Genomic DNA, 25190 nt, shown 5'->3' on the forward strand with positions numbered 1-25190 from the left:
AATAGAACAAGGACTTTTAACAAGATTCATGCTAAAACTAAATCATTGGAACATAAAAAATGAAAAAGAAAAAAATCACACAAGTTTTTGAAAGAGCCTGATTATTATAAAAAAATAACTATTTAAAGTTAAAAAAATAATAGAATACCCAATTTGCAATTCATCCACTACTTTACAGAAGTTGTATTCTTGCATATTTATGATAAATAATAATTCATAATACCCTGCAAGACATCTAAATCTAAACAAAGTACAATACAATATATGAAACAAACACCATATAAAGCTAATCGAAAGCAAGAATTCAATCATATTTATTATATTAAAAAAATACTCATAAAGAGAAATACTGAAAAGTAGGGGGAGTTAAGACAACTCCCGAACATTTTTTCAAAAAGGGAGAAATATTAAGAAAATAATTTACCACTTTAAAAGATATCAAATCTCTCAAAGTACAATACAATATATGAAACAAAGACTATATAAACCTTATCGAAAGCAAGCACTCACTATTTAAAAAAAAAGGGAGTTAAAAAACTCCCTCGTGTGTTTTCAAATGGAAATTTAAAAAAATATTATACTTGCATAATACATACTTAAAGAGATAAATACTCTCAAAGTACAAATTAATCTATAAATTACATGATATATAAAGGTTATCGAGTGTAAACACTCACTTACAGTCATAATATATAAAAATAACTTTTAAAAATAATTATTTAAAAAAATGGTGTGAAAATAGGGAGTTTCAAACTCCCCGAATTAATAAAAGGGTATCGTATGAAGATTTAAAAATTTATTCCCTGAAAGACATCCACATCTTTCAAAGTACAAGTAAATATATTAAACTAGACACATATAAAGTTTTTCGCATGCAAGTACCTACTTGCATTTTAAATTATGAAATTAACATCCATTACCATTAAATTTTAAAATAAATAATGATAAAAACTGTTTCTAGAAAAATAAGAAAAATAAAGCTCATAAATGAAATGAGCTTACAATTTGAAACTATAATAATTCTTTTCTTAAGTCAATAGTGTCCTTTAAATCAGGACCTGTTGAGATGATGGTAACTGGCACTCCAGTTTCTGTTTGTATATCTTCAATGAAAGCCTTGGTTTCAGCAGACAACTCACTGTAATCCTGTACACGTGCACAGTCGAACAGTCTGTCAACACATGTCAATGCAATCTGGGTTGCACCGTTGATTCTACATGATTCCTTTGCAAGTTCCATATCAAAGTAGCCTATTCTTCTACGTCTTCCGGTAACGACACCGTATTCCTCAAGGCCTTTGCTTTCAGCTTCCTCTTGACTCATTTCGGTTGGGAAAGGTCCTTCTCCAACACGAGAAATATAAGATTTAAATACATTGATGACTTCATCTACTTTAGTTGGTCCTACACCCACATCCGCTGCAAAAGTTGATGCTGTGGTGTCTTTGCTTGTAACGAACGGATATGTTCCATAGTAAAGTGAAAGGGCAAAACCTTGTGATCCTTCAATAAATACCTCTTCACCGTTATCAATCGCTTCATTACATGCAAGGGATACATCAGTGATATATTCCTCAAGTTCCGGAATATCCTTAGCAAGGTCAATGGTTCTCAATACACGGTCAGAGTTTGCTGGTCCACATCCTGAACCGGTACTTCCTATCTTTTTGGCCAAATGTTCTGAAGCCTTATCCCTGTTCATGTGATCCTGTGAGATTATGGCACACCTAGGGTCTACAGACATCCTTTCTTTAATGTTATATTTCTTTAATTTTTCAAATTCATTAAATAATACATCCGGATTTACTAGCACTCCTGCACCGATCATGAGCTTAGCGCCGGTATGTACAAAACCTGATGGGGTTAATCTTAAACCGTACTTTTCCCCATTGAACTCAACAGAGTGTCCTGCATTCGGTCCAACACCTGCACGGGCAATAATGTCCGGTTTGTCATTGTCACATAGGTAAGTGATACATTTTCCTTTACCTTCATCTCCCCATGCTCCTCCAACTAAAATACTACAAGTCATCTTATAACTCCTTTAAATATCAATAATCGAAAATTTTGTAAAATTTTCAAACAGTTATATTATATAATTAAATGTTTAAAAAACTTTTGGATAATTATATAATACTAAAAAATGTATAATACCTAAAATGAAATATATGCAAAATTATCAGACATGCATTAAATTAAAAAAACAGCTGACAATCCCAATAGTTAATTAGAAAAAGTTAAATGAAATATCTATTAAATCGATATTTTTAATAGATATCAATAAATGTAGATTAAATTATTTTTTAGTATACATCAGCGGATGATTTTCGCACATAGGGTCCTTAATGAGATTTCTTTTCAAGTGATAATTTAAAAAGTAAAGCATCCAATCATTGGAAAGTTCCCTTAATGAAGCATCATCGAGCCTTTCAAAAGGAGTGAAGAAATCCATACGATTTCCGCCCACCACAAACGCAAGCTCTTTTGTTTTAACCATCATGAAAAAGTCATTGCGAATATTGTGAATACTGAAATCTTCAACGCTTGAAACGGTTTTTTCACTTTTGTAATCATGGAAAAAAGTATTTAAATATTCAAAATCAATGAATCTGATTTCCTCAACCTTAAAATAAACATCCTCACTAAGCAGCTGATTTTTAAAATTATATTTGGACAAAAATTCAATATCCCAAATGTTATTGTAAAATACAGTAAAGAAGGAATCCTCAGCGAAACGAACTGTCAGTGACATGTCCTCATTTGATTTGGGGTTTCCAATCTCAACATCCTTAAATTCAATATAAATAGAATCATGAGCTATTTCTATGGCAGTCCATTTACCTGAATTGATTAAAACATCACGAATTAATTTTAAAGATCGTATATTCATTCTGACACCTGACTAGCTACAAAAGCATCATATGCTCCTTCAATTTCATATTCTTTTTCATCATCGTATGATTTATCCCATTTAAAGGGATTGATTTCAATTTGATTGTTAACTGTCTCGTCCCAGACAACATTAAAGTTCTCATCCTTCAGACATCTGGAAACGATTTTACCGATTTCCAATGCATCACCCTCATCATTTTCAAAGTCCCCAAAGGTTATCTTCAGGTTTTCGTCGAAAATTGAATCCTCGACATCCTCAAAGGTATAAAAACAAAAGCCCTTGGGGTCGAACTTATTGTTCAGGAGATGAACGCGCAATTCAAATGCATCGGTCACGCCTTCCGAGATATCATAGCCGCAATTGTGGATGGAAACGATACCTTCTGAGGAAAGTTTTTTAAATGCATTGTCCAATTTGGAAAAGTTATCATTGGATGAATCTGCCAAGGGAATATTGAATTTGGAAAAATCAATTTCCTCTTCGATAAACTGATCCTCCAATATTTCCACAATTTCCTCAACATCGAAAAAACCTGATTTGGAAAGCAAATCAATCATATACTCGATTTCTTCGACCAAATCAGAATCCATATTATCACTCTTCATCTTCACCGAACATCAATATACGTGTGACATTTCCCCTTTCGGTAAATCCGGCCATCACACGTGCCTCACCAATCTTTGCAAGGGCAAACTCATCATGAGGTTTGTAACCGTAACCTTTAAGTTTGGTGTAGGCTTCAAATGCAATTCTTGGATAAATGCTGAAATTCTTCTGGAATGTATAAAATGTATTTCTAAATTTTATGACGGAGTTGTTCTCTTTGATTGAATCGGATTTAATCAACACGAAAATTTCCAAACCTTCTTCGGAAACCGCATAATATGCATCCATATTCAAAATACCAACTGCAGTCATTGCAAGAGCATGACAGTCGTCATAGATTGCATTGAGCAGAGGTGTTTTAAATTCAGATATGTCGAATTCTTCACCGATTTCCTTTAGCTGACATGCGGAGGTTATCAAGTCCTTTCCAAATATGTCCTCATTATCCCATGCCCATGACCATTGGTTGGAATCTTCCATGAAAAAACCTAAAATCTGTACAGGAAAAGTGATATCTCCAAAGGTGATTTCACCTTTTTCAATATCCAAATCCCCAACAGTTTCACCTATCATTTCGGATAAATTTTCTTGTTTATCTAAAGCTAAAGCACCATATTTTGATAAAACTACTTTAAATGTATCTTCTGGTTCAATAGTTATTGGCTTCTCTATTGTTTTCAATTATAACACCTAAAATTCTAATTTTGAAATTCTATCCATTGCCTCTTTGGTATTTTCCAGAGTATTGAATGCAGTGAGTCTTAAGTAACCTTCACCGCTAGGACCGAATCCTGAACCTGGAGTACCGACAACGTTTGCTTCATTCAATAAGATATCGAAGAAGTCCCAGGAATCCATATCGTTTGGAGTTTTAACCCAAATGTACGGGGAACTTACACCACCATATACCTCAAGACCGAGGTCGGTTAAGCTTTCACGGATGATTTTGGCGTTTTCCATGTAATAGTCAACAACTTCCCTGATTTGCTTTTGACCTTCAGGAGAGTAGGTAGCTTCAGCAGCCCTTTGAACAGGATAGGATGCACCATTGAACTTTGTGGTTTGTCTTCTGTTCCACAATGGGTTGATTTCCACTTCATTGCCTTCACTGTCATATCCCATCAGTTCTTTAGGAACAACTGTGTATGCGCAACGGGTTCCGGTAAATCCTGCGGTTTTTGAGAAACTCTTGAATTCAATAGCAACTTCTTTTGCACCTTCAATTTCATAGATACTGTGAGGTACGTTTTCCTCATTTATGAATACTTCGTAAGCAGCATCAAACAAGATTATTGCCTTGTTTTCTTTTGCATAATCAACAAATACTTTCAATTGATCTTTGGTTAATGTTGTACCTGTAGGGTTGTTAGGATAACACAGGTAGATTATGTCCACAGGTTCGTCAGGCAATTCAGGAATGAATCCGTTTTCAGCATTGCATTTGAGGTAGGTTAAACCTTCATACATTCCGTCATCACCCATCTCGCCGGTTCTGCCCGCCATTACATTGGTATCAACATATACTGTGTATACAGGATCAGTTACTGCAATCTTGTTGTCTATTCCGAAAATTTCCTGGATGTTACCTGTGTCACATTTTGCACCGTCGCTTATGAAAACTTCAGAGGTGTCCAGGTCAATTCCATACTTGTTGTAATCGTTTTTGATAATAGCTTCAGCCAAAAATCCGTAACCTTGTTCAGGGCCATATCCCATGAATGTTTCGCCATCAGCCATTTCATCAACGGCATTTCTAAAAGCTTCAATTACTGCAGGGACTAACGGTTTGGTAACGTCTCCAATACCCATTTTAATTATATTAGCATCAGGATTATTTTTTACGAATTCTTGTTCTCTTCTAGCCACCTCAACAAAAAGGTAACTGCTTTTTAATTTCAGATAATTCTCATTAATTTTTACAGCCATGATTAATCCTCATAAATATTAATCTAATTTATATTAGATTTTTGAAATATATAAAATGAATGATTGGACAAAAAACCCCAAAAATCTAAAAATTTAACATCAATCAAATTTAAAAACTGATGTAAAAAATCAACCAACACTTTAATATGAATGATTGAAGCATTTTCAAAACAATTTTTTAAAAAAACAGAGCATAAATCAAAAATTCAATCTTCATGAAAATATTTAAATTAATGAATATTCCATAAATAATATTATACTAAATAAGGGTTGGGAAATATGAATTTTGTAACAATTTTAATTTGGATAACTATTGTAATAATTGGTGCAATAGCTATAATAGGCGTTAAACTACACTATAGAGGAAAAGAACTAGAATCAGAAGAAGGATCAATACTTCCAAGTACTGAAGGAATTAATGAGGCATTGAATAAGGGAAAAGACCTTATTACCACTCGAAGTGAAAACCAATCTTCAACAAACACCCCACGTAGTTTATCCCCAAATGTTCCAAAACAGGAATCAAGCAACAACCTATTTAGAAAACATCTCGGATCAGATACCCGTAATGACGATTATATCTCTCCGGAAGTTGAAGACAACAACTCAAAAAATTACGAATACCAATCTCAAAATCAAGTACTTATTAATTATGAAAATAATGTTAAAAAGTTTCAAGAACCAATTAAACAAAGCCAGATGAATATTATGAGCCAAAATAACAAAGATACAAGTGAATTAAAAGATTTATTTACCATTGATGAACTAATCAAAGAATCAAAAAGAAAAGATAGTGAAAGGGAAAAAGAATCTCAAAAAATCAGCAAACCTGAAGACGATGAAGAATTGAATGAACTCAAGGAAAGCATCAAAAATAAAACTCCAGAACCATTAATCGAAGAGGTCATAGCAGAAGACAGTGAAGAAAAGATTAGTGATGTAATCAAATCAGAAGAGGAATCCCCTAAAAGTGAAACCGATTCAGTCGCTTCACAAAAAGATATTGATGAAGCTATCAGCAGCGCTTCCAAAGAAAGCGAAGAAGAAAAAGTTGAAAGCATTTCAGAAGAATCAAATATCACAGACACCCTATTAAGCCAGGAAAAAACAGAAGAAATATCTGAACCTGCCCTTAAAACACCAAGCAAAGTAGGTGAAAACAAGGATTACAAAATGGGTGCTTCAATTGATGATGCTGACCTATTCAACAACGATAAAGAAGAAGACACAATGGATTTGGATTACAGAAAAGACCTTGATAAAGTTAAAAACAAGATTAAAGAATCCAAAATATTCCAGGATGTAAAAGAAAAATTCATTTCAGAAGAGGTGCCTCCTGCAGACAATGTCCAGGACGAATTCATCAGGAATGTCAACGAATACGATGAATATGAACCGATTATAAACGAAACCCACATTGACATTGATGACGGTTCCTATGAAGATTATCATAACCAAAAACTAAGGCAGGAAAACACCAGACGCGTATTCAGACAGGCAAAAGTCGCTCCAGAAGTTGAAAAACCTAACGTTGGTGAAATCAAAGAAAAACCTTCAAGAGCCAATATCAAAATTAATCTCAACAACAATGAAGTTGTTCTTAAAAAAGGAGACGAAATCATCTATACCCACGATGGAGAAACCTATTCAAGCCAAGTATATGCAATTAGAGGTGATGATATCGCTGTAAGGTATAGGGGTAAAAACATTAAAATTAAAGCAAGTGATGTGAAAAAGATATATTAAATATCTTTTCATTCACTATTCAACCTATATTCACCATTTTCAACAATATATTTCGGTACACTGATTTTTAAAGAGCGGATGATGTTTAAATAAAAATTATCCAGTTCCCTATCCGCATAAGGAAATACGAATTCAAAAATATAGAGATTGTTATCCTTTTCACGATAGAATTCATAACGTTTAACCTCATTTTCACCGTTTGAGGAAGATGATTCAATCAAATAGTAGATGTCATCATCCACAGGAACAAAATCTGAAAAGATCAAATTGAGGTTATCATTATTTTTTATGTTCTCTTCTAAACCCTCAATGAGGTCAACAATTCCCACAGGTGTAGGAACTGTTGAGAATTTGATGGACATCGGTATTTTGGTGTTTACCAGATGCAGTTCATTGAACTGTTCTTTTACGTTAACAGGCTCAAAGCCTTCAGGCATCATAAGTGTTGAATAACCGTTTGTAAACATTGTCATCCTATCACCTATTTGTGTGCATAGTAGAAGATTAACCCATCATCTGTCTTTTCATCCAAACGGGCAAATCCTACCCTTTCGAACTGAACGATGTCTCCGACTTCAAGATCTTTGAGCGCACCTTCTCCAAGACCTGTCTTAACTGAAGCGTCATCCATGACGATCTTGACATTGACATTGTCCTCAACCGGCACCCATTGGATGATTCTTGCCTTGACCGCTCTTGCATCTTCAAAGGAAGTGGAATGATATGTTATCTCATCTCCTTTGATGTCGACATTGACGGCATCCATAAGCCTGAACATTCCGTCATTGATGTCCTTTTCGGCAAGATAGACCTCACCGTCAAACGGCAGTACACGGTTTCCCCTGTCCTCATGGTCTGCGTGCAGTGGCCTTTCAATATCAACCTTACCGTCAGCGTAACCCTCGACTGTTATAAGCTTAGGGTTTTCACAGAAGAAGTATCTGTTTGCTATAGGTTCGAGGAAATTACGGTTTTGACCGTAAATCTTTTTCCAGCTGATTGCGGAATCGGCCATCTTAACACCTATCTCGATGATTAAATCATAGATGGTTTTGGCCTGGATTCCTCTTCTTGCAATTGCCCTTAATGTTCCAAGTCTAGGGTCGTCCCATCCAGAGTATGTTCCGTTTTCAATACCCTCTTTTGCCTTGGAGGTACTTAATGCGATATCTTCCATTTTAAGTCTTCCGTAGTGGATGAATTCAGGAAGATTCCATCCCATATGGTCATAAAGGTATTTCTGCTTTTCGGAGTTTGCAAGATGGTCCTTTCCCCTGAGCACATGAGTCATTCCCATCAGATGGTCATCGACTGCAACAGAGAAGTTCATCATAGGATAGATTCTATATTTGTTTCCCAGACGTGGATGTGTTTCATCAACCAGTCTCATTGCAACCCAGTCACGTATTGCAGGGTTTTTGTGATTGATGTCGGTTTTTACTCTTAAAACCGCTTCTCCAGCTTCCATGGTGTCGAACTTTTCCCATAATGCAAGGTTTTCCTCAACACTGTTGTCACGGCAAGGACAAGGTTTGCAGTTGTCCTTAAGTTCCTTGAATGTCGCACCGTCACAGGTACACATGTAAGCCGCACCCTTTTCAATCAATTGGCGAGCATAATCATAATATATTTCAAACCTGTCTGACTGGTAAATAATTTCGTCAGGTTTTACCCCCAGCCATTCCAGATCTTCCGGAATCATTTCGTAGGCAGGTTCAAATACCCTTTTAGGGTCAGTATCTTCAATTCTTAAAATCAACTTACCGCCATGCCTTTTGACGTATTCCGCATTTGGCACTGCGGCACGGGAATGTCCGATATGCAACGGTCCGCTTGGATTTGGAGCGAATCTCAATACAATGTTTTCATGTGTTCCAGGAAGTTCCTGAAGACCTGTTTCCTTTACCTTAGCCTTTTTTTGTTGAACTTCAATTCCTAGCTTTTCCATTTCACTGGCCTGTTCCTCAGGACTTAAAGCATTGACTTGAGCTACAATCTTACCGGACATAGGTCCTATTTCCTTGGCTTTGCTTCTGAGTTCAGGTTCATTTGACATGATTGAACCCATAACGGCTCCGGGATTTGCAGATCCCTTATGTTTAGCCGCATTGAGCAGAGCATGTTTATAGATAATTTGTTCTAAATCATTCATTCAATCATCACAATTAAAAAATTCATTATAAAAATAAGCAATATTATTTATCTTGTTAAATATATATAAAGATTAAGAATTATAGGGACTGTCAAAATGAGACTTGGAAAAACTAATCTTGAAGTGAATAAAATCGGATTTGGTGCTCTGCCAATCCAGAGAAGAAATATGGAAGATTCAATTGAAATATTGCACAGGGCATATGAATCCGGAATTGATTTTTATGACACAGCACGATTTTACACAGACAGCGAGGAAAAACTGGGTCGTGCATTTGAAGACGTGAGGGAAAACATTTATCTGGCATCAAAAACTGCGGCTGAAACTCCTGAAGACTTTTGGAATGATTTGGAAACCGCACTTAAAGAGTTAAGAACAGATTATCTTGACCTTTACCAGCATCACAACATTTCATTCTGTCCAAAGGAGGGTGATGAATTGGCCAAGGCAATGGCTGAAGCCAAAGAGGAAGGATTAATCAGGCATATAGGAATTACCACCCATAAAATCACCTTTGCACACGAGGCGATTGAAAGCGGTTTATATGAGACACTCCAATATCCGTTCTCATACCTGAGCGGTGAAGAGGAACTCAAACTGGTTGAAAAATGCAAATCCCTTGATGTTGGATTTATTGCAATGAAAGCGATGGGAGGAGGACTGCTTAAAAACTCCAAGGCAGCCTATGCATTCATGAATCAGTTTGATAATGTGTTGCCGATATGGGGAATCCAGCACATGAGCGAGCTTGAAGAGTTCATGTCATATCCAGGTGATTTAAAATTGGACGGAGATTTAAAAGCCATTATTGAAAAGGACAAAAGTGAACTTGGCGATGACTTCTGCCGTGGATGCGGATACTGCATGCCTTGCCCGGAAGACATAAACATCAGCATGTGTGCAAGAATGTCACTCTGGATTAGAAGATTTCCAACAGAGCCATATCTGGATGAGAAAACCCAACAGATTATGAAAAAAACCGAGGACTGCATTGAATGCTATGCCTGTGTGGACAACTGCCCATACGAATTGGAGATTCCAAGGCTTTTAAAGGAAAACTACGAAGACTACAAAAACGTGCTGTACGGAAAAACAGTAATATGAACACACTACTAACTGATGAAAAGGATGAAAGGTTCCTCAGGCTTGTTGAAGAGCTTGACAAGGGTTATTATGAGCGCATTGGAGATGAACTTAGAAAATATGATGCCTACAATGAGTTCAACAAACCCCATACGGTAATTTTGATTCTTGATTCAAACGATGCCGTCGGATGTGCAAGCTATAGAAGATTTGATGAGCGTAGCGTGGAATTCAAAAGGGTTTATGTAAAACCGGAATACAGGAAAAAAGGAATAGCCTATAACCTTATCAGAGAGTTAGAAAAAAAGGTTATCGGCGAAAAATTCAAATATTCATATATCGTGACCGGAAAAAACAATTTGCCCGCCATCAGATTATATGAAAAGCTGGACTACATTAGAACAGAGAAATTCGGACAGTTTAGAGACGATGAAACTGTGGTCTGCATGAAAAAAGAGTTTAGGTGATAATATGAAACAGACAATTGAAAACCCGAATGATGTTGACTGGGAAGGCTTTTGGGCCGAAAGGCTTGAAGGCAAAGTGAATAAGGATTGGAATAAGGCAGCGCCGGGATTTTATAGAAGAACCCGTAAGGATGACTATCAGGATGCACTGTTTGACATGTTGATTTTGGATGAGGATGATGTTGTACTGGATGTGGGCTGCGGTGAAGGTAGCGTCACCATACCAATAGCCAAAAGAGTAAAAAAGGTAATTGGACTTGATTCATCACCTAAAATGCTTGAATACTTAGAAAAAAGAGCTGCAGACAATAATATCGACAATATTGAAACGATTCTAAAACCAATTGAGGAAATTAGCTACGATGAGATAGGTGATGTTGATGTGGTTGTCTGTTCAAGATCACTCAATGGAATACTGCCGATTGGAAATGTCCTGTCTGAGCTTAATAGAATTGCAAACAAATACGTATTCATAACCATATTCGGACCAGAGAACAAAAAAATAGAAAAGGACTTTGACAGGGAACTTGGCATTAAAACAGAGGATTTTCCCGACTACAACTACTTTTTCAATATACTCTTCAATATAGGAATATATGCAAATGTCGAGAGATTCGACCTCAACAACTACCGTGAATATGACAGCATAGAGGATGCAATGGACAACGGAAAGTTCCGCCTTGACCTATATTCAGATGAGGAAAAAATTAAATTGAAAGATTACCTTGAAAGGATTCTTACCAAGGATTCAAAAACAGGAAAACTTTACAACGTTAAAGATAAGGCGGATTGGGTCATGGTCTGGTGGAAAAAATAGTAAATTATTGAGTGAAATTCACCCAATAATCTTAATCAGACTTGATCATGGTCAGTATCATTTTGTATGGACTGTTGACCGCCTGAAGCGCATGAGGTTCATTGGCCGGCATGATGATAATTTCACCTGCCTTTACAGTGTTTTTTACACCTGAAATTGTAATTTCAGCTTCACCATCAATTATTTGAACCATCGCATCGAAGGGAGCGGAATGTTCTGAGAGTCCCTGACCCTGATCAAATGCGAAGAATGTTACTGTTCCAAGCTCCTTTTTGATTACTTCACGACTTACAACAGTATCATCCTGATATTCAACTAAAGTTTGGATATCTAAAGCTTTCGCTTTAATATCTCCGCTCATAATCTATTCTCCCATAATTGTTTTAATGTCAGCTATAGCGTCTCCAGTTGTAGGAGTCAAGTTGTAGTTTTCGACTAAAACATTTATGATGTCATCGTTACACCATGCAGGAAGCACAGGTCCAAGCCACATGTCGGTTTTTCCTAAGTACAACAATGCCCAGAGAACTGCTGCCGCTTTCTGTTCCATCCAGGAAAGAACGATAGTTAAAGGTAATTCGTTTAATTCCATGTCAAATAAGTCACATAATGCTAATGCCACATCAACCGCAACGATTGTATCGTTACATTGACCTACATCAAGAAGTCTTGGGATTCCTTCGATGTCACCTAAGTCGAGGTCATTGAATTTATATTTACCGCATGCTAATGTCAATATTACAGTATCCTGTGGGAGGTTTTGTACGAATTCCCTGTAGTAGTCATTGTGTTTAGCTGCTTTGTCACATCCTCCGACTACGAAGAATCTTCTGATTTTTCCTTCTTCGACTAATTTTTTGATGGCATCAGCATGTTCTACAATAGCTCCTGCACTCCAACCGGTAGTGATTGTGGTCAGTTCTTCTGCTTCAAGACCGCCTAATGATTTTGCGCATTCAATTACTTCTGAGAAGTCATAGTCTTCTACGGTTTTTACTCCTTCAAGTTTTGCTACATCCATAGTGAACATTCTTTCTTTGTATGCGTCAAGTGCTGGCAATACACAGTTACTGGTTCCGACGATTGCCGCATTGTATTTTTTAAAGACTGTCCTTTGGTCGTGCCATGCTCCACCTAATTGTCCTGCAAGATTTTCGTATTTGTTGAGTCCAGGGTATCCGTGTGCAGGTAACATTTCTGAGTGGGTGTAGACTTTGATGTCGGTTCCTTCAACCTGTTTTAAGAGTTCTTCCAATGCTTTAAGGTCGTGACCTGTTACGATGATAGCTGGTCCTTCCTGTGCACCGACTTTTACTTCAACAGGTCTTGGTTCACCGTATGCTTCGATGTGAGCATCTTTGAGTAATCTCATTACTGCTACGCTTTTTTCACCAGCTTCCAGAGCAAGTGCCACAAGATCATTTACATCAAAGTTGACATTTGTCAGGGTGGTGTATAGACCTTTGGTCAAGAATGCATCGATTTCAGGGTCGTATTTTCCTAAAACATTTGCATTATAATTGTATGCACTGATTCCTTTCATAGTAAAGATTAAGTTATCCTGTAATCTTGCTACTGTTGGTTTTTTACCACAAACTCCACTTACAGTACATCCTGTACCTTTAGCGGTTTGTGAACATTGATAACAAAACATATCTAATCCGTCTGCCATAATAATTACCTCATTTAATTTGTTAATAATAGTTTTCATTGAAGAGTATTTAAAGATTTTGTCACTTTGTAAGGGTTAAAAGTAATAATTATATATCAGCAAATATAAACTGATTATCATGGATGACAATATAGCTACACTAAAGGGAATAGGAATGACAATGTATGAGGCACAGGCATATGTGACACTAACTTCATTAATCTCAGCAACCGCAGATGAAGTGTCACAGAACTCAGGCATTCCACGAAGCAAAATATATGACGTGCTTAAAAAACTAAATGAAAAGCAATTCCTTGAAATTGAAGACGGAAGGCCGCTGACCTACAACGTCAAGTCCCCGGTTGAGGTTTTGACACGTGAAAAGGAACGTTTAAATTCTGAAATTGACGATACCATAACAAGACTGACATACGTTTATGAAAACGGTATGAGCCAGGTCCAGGCACCAATCTGGAGAATATATGGTGTTGAAAAGATTATCGCACAGGAAATTGAAATCATCAAAAGGGCAAAAAAATCAATCAACATGAGAATAGGATTCCTGTTTGAAGGTGAGGGTGACGCACTCATAAAGGCGTTGAAAAACAGAACAGATTTGATGGTAAACATACTTGCCTCACCGGTATGCTACATAAACAATGAGGAAGTCGACATCATAAAAATGTTTGAGGAAAATGACATAAACATTCAAAAAGCAGACATTCCATTTGTAAAACTCATAATATCCGATTCAAAGGAAATGATGCACACCTATACAAAATTCAGTGAGGATAAACGTGAGGTAATTCCTGAAACGGCAATAGGCATCTGGAACAAATACGAGGACATTGCCAAAAACTATGATGATAGGTTTAAAAATCAGCTGAAAAAATTAAAAAAGAGAAATAAAAATTAAACATTAATTTTTAATTTCTTGAAATTTATATATTTGGTTAATCCCCATCTAAATAACACTACACCTTTCGCTCCGCCTGCCTTGGCGTATTTGGCATCCTTGAATAAAGATTTGTAGGATAGCTTTTTAATGTTTGAGTCGGACTTATATGTCTGAAGACCAGACCATATTAATGATCCCTTACTCTTTTTTATAAATGCCTTGGTGGTCTTTTTAATCCACTTGGAAGATGCATGATAATTGCCCTTGTAAATCATTGGGACAATTACATCTAGGTATTTAGACAATGTAGGAACATCCTGACCGTAATAATACTTCATGTCATTCAGTTCGGGCATCACTGCCGCAGACATGATGATATCCGGATTTATCTTACGAGCTTCAACACATGCCTTTTTTGCAAAGTAATTTACTGCAGCCGCAGCGTTCTTGTACTTGTGCGCATTTCCGGCAAACCTCAAGTAATCCAGATGGATCCCGTCGACCTGCTTAATTGAAGCATAGTATTTTATCTGCTTGATAATCTTGTTAATGTGCTTATAGTTATACACACCTTTCTTGCTGCAGGCAGGAATGAATTTTCCCTTATAGAACACTGAAATCCAAATGTGGACCTTCATACCATACTTGTGGGCCTTGTTGATCCATTTAACCACGGTCTTTTTACCGTATTTGTCAAATACAGTGTGCAAAAGGAATATGTGTTTTGTTCCGAGTTTGGACAATTTCTTGAGTTTGACCTTCTTCATATCCCACTTATTGACCCAATATCCATTTCCGACAGCAAGTTTGGCCTTAACTTTAAGATCATATGAACTTGATGAAGCCAAATAATTGGAATTGCCTGCAAATGAATATGTTATGGTATAGGTTCCCTTTTTGAGCTTCAAGTATACTGTTGCAATACCTTTTGAATTGGTTTTGGCAGTGTAAGTTTTCTTACCGATTTTGATGATTACATTCTGATTTGCAACAGGTTTTCCATGAATGTCAACAAGCTGCAGTTGAAACATCGATTTCAAACCTTCACGATAAGTTATATCCTTATCATATACATTTAAAGAGGTTACCAGAACAGAATCTACGGTAATTTTTGATGTTCCATTGGAGGCCGTGTAATTTTCATCCCCTGCAAAGGAATAATAAGCATAATAAATTCCAGTACCAAGTTTGAAATTTATTGTTGCTTCACCGTTTGAATTGGTTGCTTTATTATATGTAACACCATTTAAAGTTATTATAATATTCTTGTTGGCCAAAGGAGTCCCGTTAGATGTCAGCTTTACCGTAAACTTATCGGTATAGTCAACATGGGATGTCTTGTCTTCAGCCGAGATATTTGTTGTTGATTTGTTCCCATCAGCACCGATATCTTCACTTTCCATTTCACTTTCCAATAGTGGAGTTTCATCCACCAAAGTCGGATTTTCACAAGTGACATTTTCACTTGCAGAAATTGCTGAAACGGACAAAAACAATGTTAAAAGAATAATAAAACAAAAAAATATTTTATTTTTCATATTAACAACCATTTAAAACTTATATAATCAAAGTACTTAAATGTTTGTCAATATGAATTTCTCTTCAAAATCCATTAAAACATCTAGAAGATTATCATCCAATCTGCAAATTGTATTATCCACAATATTTTGAGGGATTTCCCAGTATGCAGATGCAATGCTTCCCGCAATTGCAGCCAATGTATCGGCATCACCACCAAGTGAAATGGCATTTCTGATGGTATCCTCAAAGCTGTCGGCTTCTAAAAAAGACACTATTGACTCAGGAACACTTCCCTGGCATGACACATCAAAATCATAGTAAGGTCTGATTTCATCAAGTGAAAACGAAAGACCATAACCGTAATTGCTTTCGACATGACTTTTGATTTCATCTTTGCTATAACCGGACCTTGCAAGATATATCGCATCACATGTTGCAAGCGCCCCCTTGATGCCCTCAGGATGGTCATGGGTGACGATGGCAGAGAGTCTTGCAAGATGCTGTGCCTCCTCAAGTGAACATGCAACCCATGCGCATGGTGAAACCCTCATTGCAGAACCGTTTCCCCAGCTTTGATAAGGCTCAGGTGAATCCTCCATTAACCAGTGAATGAACCTTCCGCCATAACCCGCATTAGGATATAGGTTTCCGAAATATTTCAAGTTTTTAATCAAGACATCCTTTGATGTTTTATCTTCCAACAACCATTCTGCAATGGCCAATGTCATTACAGTGTCATCTGTAAAAATGGAATAAGGTGAAAACAATTCAAATTCCTTGGTTTTGATTGGCCTATTTTCATATACAGAACCTATTACATCTCCGCTGATAGCTCCCAATATTCCTTTCATGATATTAAATGTGAGCAAATAGTTAATAAAAGTATTGTGTCACTTTGAAAAATTGCTCCAACATTGCAAAATTGTTCTTAATTTGTAAAATTGCTTTAAATGTGAAAAATTGTCCCCATTTGAAAGAAAAAAGATATATAGGACTCCAAATATAATCAATAATGATAATGATTGTCATTATCATGAATGCCGGAATTTCTATATTGCAATTTTTAAATCATCCAGATATACCTTCAGAAAATAAACAAACCCGTTACTTTGATATGGAAATTTCGACTACAAAAAACTGTATTTATACCTTACGTGATTCCGGACAAATTCTGGAATCACAAAAAAAGAAAAAAAAGTCGAGAGAATTTAAGCACTTCTCTCAAGTACAAAATCTGCTATGTCAACAAGTACCTGTTTAGATGAAGAGTCGTCTAATATTTCAAGTACTTCTTTTGCTTTCACAACAGATTCTTGTGCTAAATTGCGAGCATATTCAATAGCACCACAATTTGTTAAAATTTCAATTGCTTCATCTATCTCATCTTGAGAATTATTTTCAGCTTTTAAGATTTCAAGTAATCTGCCTGAATCATCACTGGCCAAACCTTTGATTGCAATGATTGTCATCTTACCTTTGCCGATGTCTGAACCGATTGGTTTTCCAAGGGTTTCCTCATCAGCTGCAAGGTCAAGATAGTCATCCTGAATCTGGAATGCAAGTCCGATAAGACGGCCATATTCATACATTGAATCGATGATTTCATCTGAAGCACCACCCATGATAGCTCCTGCCTTTGTTGCAGCAGCAATCAATGCTCCGGTTTTTTTGAAAATCATTTCCATGTACTCATCTTCAGTTACATCAAATCTTTCTTCAAAGCCCATATCCAATGCTTGACCTTCACAGATTTTTACACATGCATCAGCCACAGTGGCAAGGGATTTGTTGTTCTGTTCTGAAGTGGTGTCCTCTGAACCGATGATGATTTCAAATGCCTTGGAGAATAATGTGTCTCCTGCAAGAATAGCAACATCATCACCCCAGACCTTATGGACTGACGGCATTCCTCTGCGCATGTCATCCTGATCCATGATATCGTCGTGTATTAAGGAAAATGTATGGATCAATTCTATAGCGGCACCAGTCTTTAAAGCAGCTTCACGTTTTCCGCCGACAGCTTCAGCAGTGATTAATGTTAAAGCAGGCCTTAACATTTTACCTCCAGCTCGGGTAAGATAAACAGATGCTTCACTTAAATTGTCTGGAGTAATAGTAGCCAGTTCTTCTTCGATTGTTTTTGTAATATCAGTTGAATAGTTTCCAATTACTTCTTTTACATCACTCATAAAAATCCTCCTTAACTTTTAAAAACTTGTGCCTGAGCATTTCTCAATATATGAATATCGTATCCGATTCTGTATCCTTCCTCTTCGGCAAGCTCAGCATAAGCCGCAAGCATTGATAAGTCTCCGTGTGCAGGTATAATATGTTGAGGTTTTAGCATTCTTAAAAATTCCCTGTGATCTTCCCTACCTGCGTGTCCGGAAACGTGAGCATTAGGATAAATTCTTGCACCATTCAATTTAAGTCTCCTTTCCATAATGTGCCTGTTAGCAGCATTGGTCGGGTTTGGAATAATAGGTGCTGATATAATAACGTTGTCTCCTTTTTTGATGTTGAATGGAGTTCTACCGTTTGCAATTCTTGGAAGCAATGCGTCCGGCTCCCCTTGGTGACCTGTGGTTACAAGCAAGTAATTTGCACGGTCTTCATCAGCTTTCATCAAAGCCTTGTTGACTGCCTTCGGTGAACCGTAGATACTGGCGTTTTTAGGCAGTTTCAATATACCGAGTTTCTGTGCTATACCACAGAACCTTTCCATTGAACGACCGAGGAAAAATATTTCCCTATGACTTTTTTTGGCAATGTCTGCGATTGCCTGAACACGTTCAACGTGGGATGAAAATGTTGTAACAATCATACCTGTCTTTTCATGAAGAGGCCCTCTCATCACATCTTCGAGAATGTTCTTTGCGATTCTTTCTGAATGGGTTTTTACTTCCGCAAAGTTTTTGGCATTGGTGGTTTCCACAATCAATGCAAGTACTCCTTTCCTTCCTAATTCCTTGAGTCTTTTGTAGTCAGGTGGCGGAGACACTTTTTGATGGTTGTCAAATTTGAAATCCAGTGCATATACTATGACCCCTTCAGGAGTATGCAATACCGGAAATACTGCCTGTGGAATACTGTGTGTTGACTGTACAAATTCCAATGTTATGTCATTTGATAGCTTTACCTTGCTTCCAGGGTTCAGGACCTTGATTGGATTTGTTACCTTAAATTTACGTTCCCCTTTAATTTGTTTTTCTATTAAAGCAGCAGTATATGGTGTTCCTATTAACGGTGCGTCATACCTGTGTGCAAGTTTAGCGACAGCACCGATGTGGTCAAGGTGACCGTGAGAGAATACAATTCCTTTTACCTTTCCATCGACATCCTTCATCAATGTGTCGTCAGGAATGACCCCTCTTTCAATTAAGTCTAAACTGTGCATTCTGTCGATATCAGTGTCCTCGTGCATGCTGATCCTGTCGAGGTGAATTCCCATATCAAAAATAACAACATCTTCACCTATGCGGACAGCAGTCATGTTTTTCCCGACTTCCTGATATCCCCCTATAGCGATTACTTCAACGCTCATGTTTTATCTCCTTGAATATACCTTTGTGTTTATACCTCGCTCATTTAGCCATTCCCTTGTTTTTCCGCGAATGACCAAATTAGAGTGTTTCAATTCTTCAATGTTATTTGCTCCAACTAAAAACATAGCAAGTCTTAGTGAGTCATTAAATCTATTAATAAATGTGTTTAAAGCTTCCTGAGAAGCAGAATTTTTTAAAAACGGCAATGCCATACCTACGGCATCTGCACCAAGTGCGATAGCCTTTGCAGCTTCAAGACCTGTTCTTATACCTCCAGAGGATATGACCGGAACATTGACGGTATTGGTAACTTCAGCTGTACTGATTGCAGTTGGAATTCCCCAATCCCAGAATATTTCACCAAGATACCTGTCTTCAGCACGATATGTTTCAACAGCCGCCCAGCTTGTTCCTCCTGCACCTTCTATGTCAATGAAATCAACGCCGGCATCAACCAGTGATTTTGCTGATTCGGCTGAGATTCCACAACCTGTTTCCTTTGCAAGGACAGGAATATCCACGCTGTCAGTAATCTGTGCTATCAAGTCTGTGTATCCCCTGGCATCCAGGTCACCTTCAGGCTGAATTGATTCCTGAAGAGGATTGAGATGAATGGCCAATATGTCGGCATCCAAAATTTCAATGGCTTTTTCAGCCAGATTCAATTGTGGTGCTCCAATATTACCCACAAGTAAGCAATCAGGTGCATTTTCACGTACAACAGTATATGTATCTGCAAGTTCCGGATGTTCACATGCTGCACGTTGGGAACCTACACCCAAAGCGATTCTGTGATTTTCAGCTGCTATTGCCAACTGTCTGTTGACTTCATGAGCTGCAGGATGTCCTCCTGTAATAGCTGTAATGAATAAAGGTGAGTCTAATTTTTTTCCGAAAGCCTCAGTTGACAAGTCTATCTCATTCTTGTCCACTTCCGGCAGGACATTGTGGATAAGTTCTATATCTTCAAATCCTGTTGTCTTGTCCTTAAACTCAACATCATAATTTTCACAAATTAATAAATGCTCTAATTTTCTATCTGAAATCATGTGTTAATTTCCCCTTGAAATTATTGTTCCTTTAACTTCCTTATCTTCTAGTACTTTGAAAATATTACCTTCAACTTCAGCATTTATTATTTTAGATTCAATTCCTAAATCTGCTAAATCTAAAAGTTCTTTTATCTTTCCGACCATTCCTCCTGTCACGTCGACATTAGTGGTTCCCTCAAGAGTGTCCAAATCCTCAAGTGATGTGAACTTGTCAAAGAATATTGCATCATCATGTGTTTTAGGGTTTTTGTTGTAGACCCCGTCAACATCAGTTCCCATGACCACACGGTCAGGGTTGAGGTTTTTAGCCAAATACTGAATTAGCTGATCGCCTGAAATTACACAGAATTCCAAATCATCATCCAATACGACATCACCATAGATTACAGGTATGAAACCTTTTGATAAATAGTTTTTGAATAAATCCAAATTTCCGCTGGTGATTCTTTTGTCTGTTGCGGTTATAAAACTAGATGCCGAAAGGGCAATAACTGGAAGTCCCTCATTAATGAAAGCCTCACAGACGAACATGTTTAATTTTTTCACTTCATTTTGTATTTCACAAAAGCCCAGTCTTTTTTGAGGATACAGTTTTCTGTCAAATTCCTCACCGATTCTGTGTTTTTTTGCCGGAGGATGACCAAATGATCCTGCCCCGTGGACAATAATCAACTGCTTTTGAGAGTTGTCCATTGAATCCTTTATTTCAGATGCGATTCTTTTAAGGCTTGAAGAGTCAACTTCACTTGTTTTGGAATCCTTATTGGTTAGAATACTTCCGCCAATTTTTAAAATAATCATTAAATCACTTGTAAACCCTTGAAGAAACTCCTTTTCGAGTGAATCGGATTTTTAAAACATTATCAAACCTGTCAATGGCTTCAGCAACTTCATCCACTTTTCCAGGACAGAGTGCGATAATACTTCCACCACCACCGGCACCGGTTGTCTTTGCACCGATAGCTCCTGCTTCCCTAGCATTATATACCATACGGGACAGTTCCAGGGTATTGACTCCCAATACGTCCAAAAACCCGTGATTTATATTCATCAGTTCTCCGATTTTATTGAAATCCCTTTTCAAAATAGCCTGTTTTGCATAATTGGTTAAATTGCCCATTGATGTTATGACAGGATTGATAATCTTAGGATTTCTAAGCTTAAGCGCCCTTACATCCTTAACCATCTTTCCTGTGTTTCCATGCTTTGTGGTGTATCCGACAACAAAAGGAACATTGAAATTTACCTTGAAGTGCTCAACGTTCTTGTTTCTTGACAGATATACAAGTCCTCCATATGTTGATACCAGAGTGTCCAAAGGACTTGCCACTCCCTGAACGGCCTGCTCGACCATATGGGCATCATGAGCAAGGGACTGTTTGTTGAAACGAATATTATGATAACGGTATAATGCAGCAAGAGTTGCTACGGTAACTGCCGCTGATGATCCTAGACCTGAACCAATCGGCACGTTTGAATTTAAAGTAATGTCAATTGGAGTATGGTCGTGAACTCGATAAAGAGACTCTAAAATATATCTGATAATTCCTGGTTTTCCCTTAAGCAATACATATTTCTTTTCTGCAGTGAACAGTTCTGCTTCAAAACCTATATCAGGAGCCCTGAAAATAGTCCTACCGTTTTCAGACGGTTTAACTGTTACGTAAGCTCTTTTGTTGACTGCTCCTGCTATGGCAGGTTCATCATATACTACGGAATGTTCACCAAACAATATTGTCTTTGCGGGAGCAGAGGCTTTAGCAATCATAAATTCACCTTATTTAAAAACACCTGAAGCATAACCAACAACTGACGTGAAATCCCCACTGACATCTCCGCTGGTTCCATAGGCCAATATTTCACTTGTATTTTTACTGGTCCTTTTGGAAACGGAAATTGCTGTCATAACCGGAGCGTAACCGCACATTGTGATATTGTACTGCACAACCTCTTCAAAAAGCTTGAACTCGTTCATTTCACTTATATCCTCCAGAACAAAGCCATCAACCTTGTTGGCCTTTTCCTGGTTGTTGTAGTGAGATAAATCAGTACTTGCAATAACACAATATGATTTGTTCAATTTGTCTGCCGCCTCAAGAATAGCATTGGACAGATCATTTGAGGTTACAAAGTTCTGTGTTCCCATTGTAATCGGAACAATTTTAAAATCAGTTGAAAAATATTGTAGGAACGGCAGCTGAACTTCAATGCTGTGTTCGCGAATGTGTGCTGAGAAATCTGCTGATGCAATGTCTGAAGATTCAATGATGGCATCTGCAAACTCCCCGTCAACAGCAACGTTTCCGAATGGAGTGATCCACTCCCCTTCGTTGAACACTGAAATTTCACTACCGAATCCGGTATGGTTAGGACTTATAATAATAAAAACTTCAGGAAAACCATTCTTAACGATTTCGCAATAGCCATGAGAGGCTATTGGACCGGAATATTGATAACCTGCATGCGGAACCATAATATTGATAGGATAATCGCTTCCTTCAAATGATTCAAGCTTTGGAACGTGTCCAACGCCGGCATCATCTAAAAAGCAACTTTCAATAAGATTTGCCAATCTTTCAGGATTGTCTGGATAGAAAGCTCCAGCAACAGCAGGTTGTCTTAACATTTAACTCACTTAAAATTTAAGTTCGAATTCAGTTGCATCAATATCGAGGTCACCGTCTTCTGGGATTTCTCCTCTTTCTCTTAAGATTTGTCTTGCAAGTAACCAGTAAACTAAAGCGATAGCTTTTCTACCTTTGTTGTTTACAGGTACAGCAATATCAACAAAACTGAGTAAGTTTTCAGTATCACATAATGCAATAACTGGAATACCATTTTGTTTGGATTCTAAGATAGCTTGTGAATCTGATCTTGGGTCAGTTACTACAATAATTTTTGGTTCAATGAATTTAGCGTAATTAGGGTTTGTTAATGTACCTGGGATGAATCTTCCAGGAATGGTTTTAGCGCCGGTTAATTCACCGAATTTTTTAACAGGAGCTTGACCGTATTGACGGGTAGCTACTACTAAAATGTCTTCAGGGTCGTATTTTGCGAGTAATTTTGCGATTTGTCTGATTCTTTCATCAGTTTTTTGAATATCTAATACGTATAAACCGTCAGATCTTACTCTGAATATGTATTTTTCCATGTCACTGGTTTTTTGTTGAGTACCAATGTGTAAACCAGCTGCTAAATAATTATCTAAGTCTATTAAAAGTTCTTCATTTACCATATTTTCACCTACAATTTAAAAGTCATCTTCAATTTTAATACATTCATTAGGACAAACGTCCATACATACTTCACAATAACTACATTCTTCAGGATTGTTGATTGTAATCTTATCTCCTTCAAGAACTAATACTTCCATTGGGCAAACGTCAGCACATTCTGCACAGTCTGCACCATCACATTTATCGTAATCAAGAATTACTTTTGACATAATACTATCTCCTAATTTTAAAATTTGCCCATTTTTGAATTTGGAAGTTTTTCTTCTATGCGAATTAACTCATTCAGTTTAGCTATCCTTTCCCCACCTATGGCACCGGTCTTTATCATTGGAGATGAAAAACCTACTGCCAGATGTGCAATTGTATCGTCGGTGGTTTCACCTGAACGATGGGAAACGACAGGAACAATACCGTTTTCCTTAGCCAATTTTACAGTGGCATAGGTCTCGGTGAGTGAACCTATCTGGTTCGGCTTGATAATGATTGCATTTGCGGCATTCATTTCAATTCCCTTAGCCAAAAGTTCCTTGTTGGTTACAAACAAGTCATCTCCACAGATGAGACATCTGTCTCCAACCTTGGAAGTTAATTGTGCGAATCCTTCAAAGTCAGATTCATCAAATGGGTCTTCTACATAAAACATATTATAAGTATCAATGATTTCTGAAACGAAATCGATTTGATCACCAGTATCCCTCTTGATACTGTCCTGAGCATAAACATATTTCTGCTCATCGGCATCCCATAATTCGGATGCAGCCATATCCAAAGCAGGCCTGATTTCAATACCTATCTCATCACCGACCTCTTCACATGCCTGAGCTTGAATCTCCAAAGCATCGATGTTGGTAATGTTAGGCACCCATCCGCCTTCATCCCCCTTACCTCCGGTAAAGGAAGAGTCCTTGGACTGGATTAACTCTTTCAATTTTTTGTGAATAGAAGCATTTGCAAAAATTCCATCAACCATATTGGTGGCTCCGATCGGAACAACGAGAAATTCTTGAATATCTGGAGCATTTACACCTGCATGAGCACCACCATTCATCATATTGCCTAAAGGATATGGCAATTCATTAGCGAAATTACCTCCAATATACTGATATAACGGCATATTGTAGGATGATGCAGCAGCCTTGGCACATGCCATTGAAATAGCAACGGTAGTGTTACCTCCAATAGCGGCATAATTGTCTGTACCGTCAATTTCTTTCAATACCTCATCAATTGTAGCAACATCACAAGCGTCCATTCCAATAAGTTCGGAAGCAATCAGATCTTCCATTTCACTTACTACAACGTCAACTCCACCTTCCGGAAATGATACCACTTCTCTTGATCCGGTACTTGCTCCACTTGGTGCAGCTGCCTTTCCAAAACCATTCCAAGTAATCACATCTACTTCTATGGTAGGATTGCCTCTGCTGTCCAAAATCTTTCTGACTTGGACGTCTTCTATTATACTATCCAAAAAAACACCTCAGTGTCATTCTATTTATTACCAATCAAACCCATATCTTGAAAAAATTAGTAAGTTTCTTTACAGGTTTATATTGGTATTTACTATTTTTTTTAAATAATTAAAGAGAATAGAT

Annotated in this window: 25 protein-coding genes; 5 read left to right on the forward strand and 20 right to left on the reverse strand. The window is 37.3% G+C overall.

Annotated features, from left to right (window positions below):
- Nucleotides 1-1011: 1011 nt before the first annotated feature.
- The 5 genes from QZV03_RS03815 to QZV03_RS03835 form a co-directional block, all read right to left on the reverse strand.
- A complete protein-coding gene (locus QZV03_RS03815) occupies nt 1012-2031 on the reverse strand; it encodes an adenylosuccinate synthetase (protein ID WP_296874382.1) in 1020 nt (339 codons plus the stop codon).
- A 264-nt stretch (nt 2032-2295) separates the two neighbouring features.
- A complete protein-coding gene (locus QZV03_RS03820) occupies nt 2296-2889 on the reverse strand; it encodes a hypothetical protein (RefSeq protein WP_296874383.1) in 594 nt (197 codons plus the stop codon).
- A complete protein-coding gene (locus QZV03_RS03825) occupies nt 2886-3482 on the reverse strand; it encodes a DUF6891 domain-containing protein (RefSeq protein ID WP_296874384.1) in 597 nt (198 codons plus the stop codon). The genes QZV03_RS03820 and QZV03_RS03825 overlap by 4 nt, the downstream gene beginning before the upstream one ends.
- A 4-nt stretch (nt 3483-3486) precedes the next feature.
- Nucleotides 3487-4179, reverse strand: coding sequence for a DUF6882 domain-containing protein (locus QZV03_RS03830; RefSeq protein WP_296874385.1), 693 nt, complete (start codon nt 4177-4179; stop codon nt 3487-3489).
- A 9-nt stretch (nt 4180-4188) separates the two neighbouring features.
- The gene (locus QZV03_RS03835) at nt 4189-5424 is read right to left on the reverse strand and encodes an LL-diaminopimelate aminotransferase (protein WP_296874386.1); all 1236 of its coding nucleotides are present in this window, start codon (nt 5422-5424) and stop codon (nt 4189-4191) included.
- 279 nt (nt 5425-5703) lie between these two features.
- Here QZV03_RS03835 and QZV03_RS03840 point away from each other — a divergent pair, with 279 nt between their 5' ends.
- A complete protein-coding gene (locus QZV03_RS03840) occupies nt 5704-7170 on the forward strand; it encodes a hypothetical protein (protein WP_296874387.1) in 1467 nt (488 codons plus the stop codon).
- Nucleotides 7171-7178: 8 nt separating this feature from the next.
- Here the strand turns inward: QZV03_RS03840 and QZV03_RS03845 are convergent, their stop codons facing one another.
- Both QZV03_RS03845 and QZV03_RS03850 read right to left on the reverse strand, forming a co-directional pair.
- Nucleotides 7179-7643: a hypothetical protein gene (locus QZV03_RS03845; RefSeq protein WP_296874388.1), complete on the reverse strand. Its 465-nt coding sequence runs from the start codon at nt 7641-7643 to the stop codon at nt 7179-7181.
- Nucleotides 7644-7651: 8 nt separating this feature from the next.
- Entirely contained in the window at nt 7652-9322 is a 1671-nt protein-coding gene (locus tag QZV03_RS03850) for a glutamate--tRNA ligase (protein ID WP_296874389.1), read from the reverse strand.
- Between the two features lie 96 nt (nt 9323-9418).
- Between QZV03_RS03850 and QZV03_RS03855 the strand changes: the two genes are divergently transcribed.
- The 3 genes from QZV03_RS03855 to QZV03_RS03865 are packed head-to-tail and all read left to right on the forward strand — an operon-like array spanning nt 9419 to nt 11689.
- On the forward strand, nt 9419-10426 hold the full coding sequence (locus tag QZV03_RS03855) for an aldo/keto reductase (protein ID WP_296874390.1): 1008 nt from the start codon (nt 9419-9421) through the stop codon (nt 10424-10426).
- Nucleotides 10423-10872 carry a GNAT family N-acetyltransferase gene (locus QZV03_RS03860; protein ID WP_296874391.1) on the forward strand — a complete coding sequence of 150 codons (450 nt, stop codon included), beginning with the start codon at nt 10423-10425 and terminating at the stop codon, nt 10870-10872. Before QZV03_RS03855 ends, QZV03_RS03860 begins: the two co-directional genes overlap by 4 nt.
- Before the next feature lie 4 nt (nt 10873-10876).
- Nucleotides 10877-11689, forward strand: a complete 813-nt coding sequence (locus QZV03_RS03865; protein ID WP_296874392.1) for a class I SAM-dependent methyltransferase — start codon at nt 10877-10879, stop codon at nt 11687-11689.
- A 31-nt stretch (nt 11690-11720) separates the two neighbouring features.
- Here QZV03_RS03865 and QZV03_RS03870 read toward each other — a convergent pair whose 3' ends face one another.
- Together QZV03_RS03870 and hcp are read right to left on the reverse strand one after the other, a co-directional pair.
- On the reverse strand, nt 11721-12050 hold the full coding sequence (locus tag QZV03_RS03870; protein ID WP_296874393.1) for a cupin domain-containing protein: 330 nt from the start codon (nt 12048-12050) through the stop codon (nt 11721-11723).
- Nucleotides 12051-12053: 3 nt separating this feature from the next.
- Nucleotides 12054-13361, reverse strand: coding sequence for a hydroxylamine reductase (hcp, locus tag QZV03_RS03875; RefSeq protein ID WP_296874394.1), 1308 nt, complete (start codon nt 13359-13361; stop codon nt 12054-12056).
- A gap of 118 nt (nt 13362-13479) precedes the next feature.
- Here hcp and QZV03_RS03880 point away from each other — a divergent pair, with 118 nt between their 5' ends.
- Nucleotides 13480-14256, forward strand: a complete 777-nt coding sequence (locus tag QZV03_RS03880; RefSeq protein WP_296874395.1) for a TrmB family transcriptional regulator — start codon at nt 13480-13482, stop codon at nt 14254-14256.
- Here QZV03_RS03880 and QZV03_RS03885 read toward each other — a convergent pair.
- The 11 genes from QZV03_RS03885 to eno form a co-directional block, all read right to left on the reverse strand.
- On the reverse strand, nt 14253-15728 hold the full coding sequence (locus QZV03_RS03885; protein ID WP_296874396.1) for an Ig-like domain repeat protein: 1476 nt from the start codon (nt 15726-15728) through the stop codon (nt 14253-14255). The genes QZV03_RS03880 and QZV03_RS03885 overlap by 4 nt on opposite strands.
- An 84-nt stretch (nt 15729-15812) precedes the next feature.
- On the reverse strand, nt 15813-16610 hold the full coding sequence (locus tag QZV03_RS03890; protein ID WP_296874397.1) for an ADP-ribosylglycohydrolase family protein: 798 nt from the start codon (nt 16608-16610) through the stop codon (nt 15813-15815).
- A 357-nt stretch (nt 16611-16967) separates the two neighbouring features.
- Complete coding sequence (gene idsA / locus QZV03_RS03895) at nt 16968-17948, reverse strand: short chain isoprenyl diphosphate synthase IdsA (RefSeq protein ID WP_296874398.1); 981 nt, start codon at nt 17946-17948, stop codon at nt 16968-16970.
- 11 nt (nt 17949-17959) lie between these two features.
- Nucleotides 17960-19303 (reverse strand): RNase J family beta-CASP ribonuclease, encoded by a 1344-nt coding sequence (locus QZV03_RS03900; RefSeq protein WP_296874399.1) that lies wholly within the window; start codon nt 19301-19303, stop codon nt 17960-17962.
- Nucleotides 19304-19306: 3 nt separating this feature from the next.
- Nucleotides 19307-20353 carry a type 2 isopentenyl-diphosphate Delta-isomerase gene (gene fni, locus QZV03_RS03905; RefSeq protein WP_296874400.1) on the reverse strand — a complete coding sequence of 349 codons (1047 nt, stop codon included), beginning with the start codon at nt 20351-20353 and terminating at the stop codon, nt 19307-19309.
- A 3-nt stretch (nt 20354-20356) separates the two neighbouring features.
- Nucleotides 20357-21157, reverse strand: a complete 801-nt coding sequence (locus QZV03_RS03910; RefSeq protein WP_296874401.1) for an isopentenyl phosphate kinase — start codon at nt 21155-21157, stop codon at nt 20357-20359.
- Nucleotides 21158-21161: 4 nt separating this feature from the next.
- A complete protein-coding gene (mvk, locus tag QZV03_RS03915) occupies nt 21162-22124 on the reverse strand; it encodes a mevalonate kinase (RefSeq protein ID WP_296874402.1) in 963 nt (320 codons plus the stop codon).
- A 9-nt stretch (nt 22125-22133) separates the two neighbouring features.
- Nucleotides 22134-22982: an AmmeMemoRadiSam system protein B gene (gene amrB, locus QZV03_RS03920; protein WP_296874403.1), complete on the reverse strand. Its 849-nt coding sequence runs from the start codon at nt 22980-22982 to the stop codon at nt 22134-22136.
- 9 nt (nt 22983-22991) lie between these two features.
- The gene (gene rpsB / locus QZV03_RS03925; protein ID WP_296874404.1) at nt 22992-23594 is read right to left on the reverse strand and encodes a 30S ribosomal protein S2; all 603 of its coding nucleotides are present in this window, start codon (nt 23592-23594) and stop codon (nt 22992-22994) included.
- A gap of 15 nt (nt 23595-23609) precedes the next feature.
- Nucleotides 23610-23804, reverse strand: a complete 195-nt coding sequence (locus tag QZV03_RS03930; RefSeq protein WP_295599626.1) for a 4Fe-4S dicluster domain-containing protein — start codon at nt 23802-23804, stop codon at nt 23610-23612.
- A 17-nt stretch (nt 23805-23821) separates the two neighbouring features.
- A complete protein-coding gene (gene eno, locus QZV03_RS03935; protein ID WP_296874405.1) occupies nt 23822-25066 on the reverse strand; it encodes a phosphopyruvate hydratase in 1245 nt (414 codons plus the stop codon).
- Between the last annotated feature and the right edge of the window lie 124 nt (nt 25067-25190).

It is taken from the genome of uncultured Methanobrevibacter sp., assembly GCF_902788255.1.
Lineage (GTDB): Archaea > Methanobacteriota > Methanobacteria > Methanobacteriales > Methanobacteriaceae > Methanocatella.

Bases quoted from the DNA above. Each gene is read 5' to 3' on its own strand.
- rpsB (WP_296874404.1), bottom strand. From the start codon at position 23,594: ATGGTAAATGAAGAACTTTTAATAGACTTAGATAATTATTTAGCAGCT.
- QZV03_RS03850 (WP_296874389.1), bottom strand. From the start codon at position 9,322: ATGAATGATTTAGAACAAATTATCTATAAACATGCTCTGCTCAATGCG.
- idsA (WP_296874398.1), bottom strand. From the start codon at position 17,948: ATGAGTGATGTAAAAGAAGTAATTGGAAACTATTCAACTGATATTACA.
- QZV03_RS03840 (WP_296874387.1), top strand. From the start codon at position 5,704: ATGAATTTTGTAACAATTTTAATTTGGATAACTATTGTAATAATTGGT.
- QZV03_RS03825 (WP_296874384.1), bottom strand. From the start codon at position 3,482: ATGGATTCTGATTTGGTCGAAGAAATCGAGTATATGATTGATTTGCTT.
- QZV03_RS03835 (WP_296874386.1), bottom strand. From the start codon at position 5,424: ATGGCTGTAAAAATTAATGAGAATTATCTGAAATTAAAAAGCAGTTAC.
- mvk (WP_296874402.1), bottom strand. From the start codon at position 22,124: ATGATTGCTAAAGCCTCTGCTCCCGCAAAGACAATATTGTTTGGTGAA.
- QZV03_RS03930 (WP_295599626.1), bottom strand. From the start codon at position 23,804: ATGTCAAAAGTAATTCTTGATTACGATAAATGTGATGGTGCAGACTGT.
- QZV03_RS03890 (WP_296874397.1), bottom strand. From the start codon at position 16,610: ATGAAAGGAATATTGGGAGCTATCAGCGGAGATGTAATAGGTTCTGTA.
- QZV03_RS03880 (WP_296874395.1), top strand. From the start codon at position 13,480: ATGGATGACAATATAGCTACACTAAAGGGAATAGGAATGACAATGTAT.
- QZV03_RS03860 (WP_296874391.1), top strand. From the start codon at position 10,423: ATGAACACACTACTAACTGATGAAAAGGATGAAAGGTTCCTCAGGCTT.
- QZV03_RS03855 (WP_296874390.1), top strand. From the start codon at position 9,419: ATGAGACTTGGAAAAACTAATCTTGAAGTGAATAAAATCGGATTTGGT.
- QZV03_RS03870 (WP_296874393.1), bottom strand. From the start codon at position 12,050: ATGAGCGGAGATATTAAAGCGAAAGCTTTAGATATCCAAACTTTAGTT.
- QZV03_RS03910 (WP_296874401.1), bottom strand. From the start codon at position 21,157: ATGATTATTTTAAAAATTGGCGGAAGTATTCTAACCAATAAGGATTCC.
- QZV03_RS03815 (WP_296874382.1), bottom strand. From the start codon at position 2,031: ATGACTTGTAGTATTTTAGTTGGAGGAGCATGGGGAGATGAAGGTAAA.
- QZV03_RS03845 (WP_296874388.1), bottom strand. From the start codon at position 7,643: ATGACAATGTTTACAAACGGTTATTCAACACTTATGATGCCTGAAGGC.
- fni (WP_296874400.1), bottom strand. From the start codon at position 20,353: ATGATTTCAGATAGAAAATTAGAGCATTTATTAATTTGTGAAAATTAT.
- hcp (WP_296874394.1), bottom strand. From the start codon at position 13,361: ATGGCAGACGGATTAGATATGTTTTGTTATCAATGTTCACAAACCGCT.
- QZV03_RS03865 (WP_296874392.1), top strand. From the start codon at position 10,877: ATGAAACAGACAATTGAAAACCCGAATGATGTTGACTGGGAAGGCTTT.
- QZV03_RS03900 (WP_296874399.1), bottom strand. From the start codon at position 19,303: ATGAGCGTTGAAGTAATCGCTATAGGGGGATATCAGGAAGTCGGGAAA.
- amrB (WP_296874403.1), bottom strand. From the start codon at position 22,982: ATGTTAAGACAACCTGCTGTTGCTGGAGCTTTCTATCCAGACAATCCT.
- QZV03_RS03820 (WP_296874383.1), bottom strand. From the start codon at position 2,889: ATGAATATACGATCTTTAAAATTAATTCGTGATGTTTTAATCAATTCA.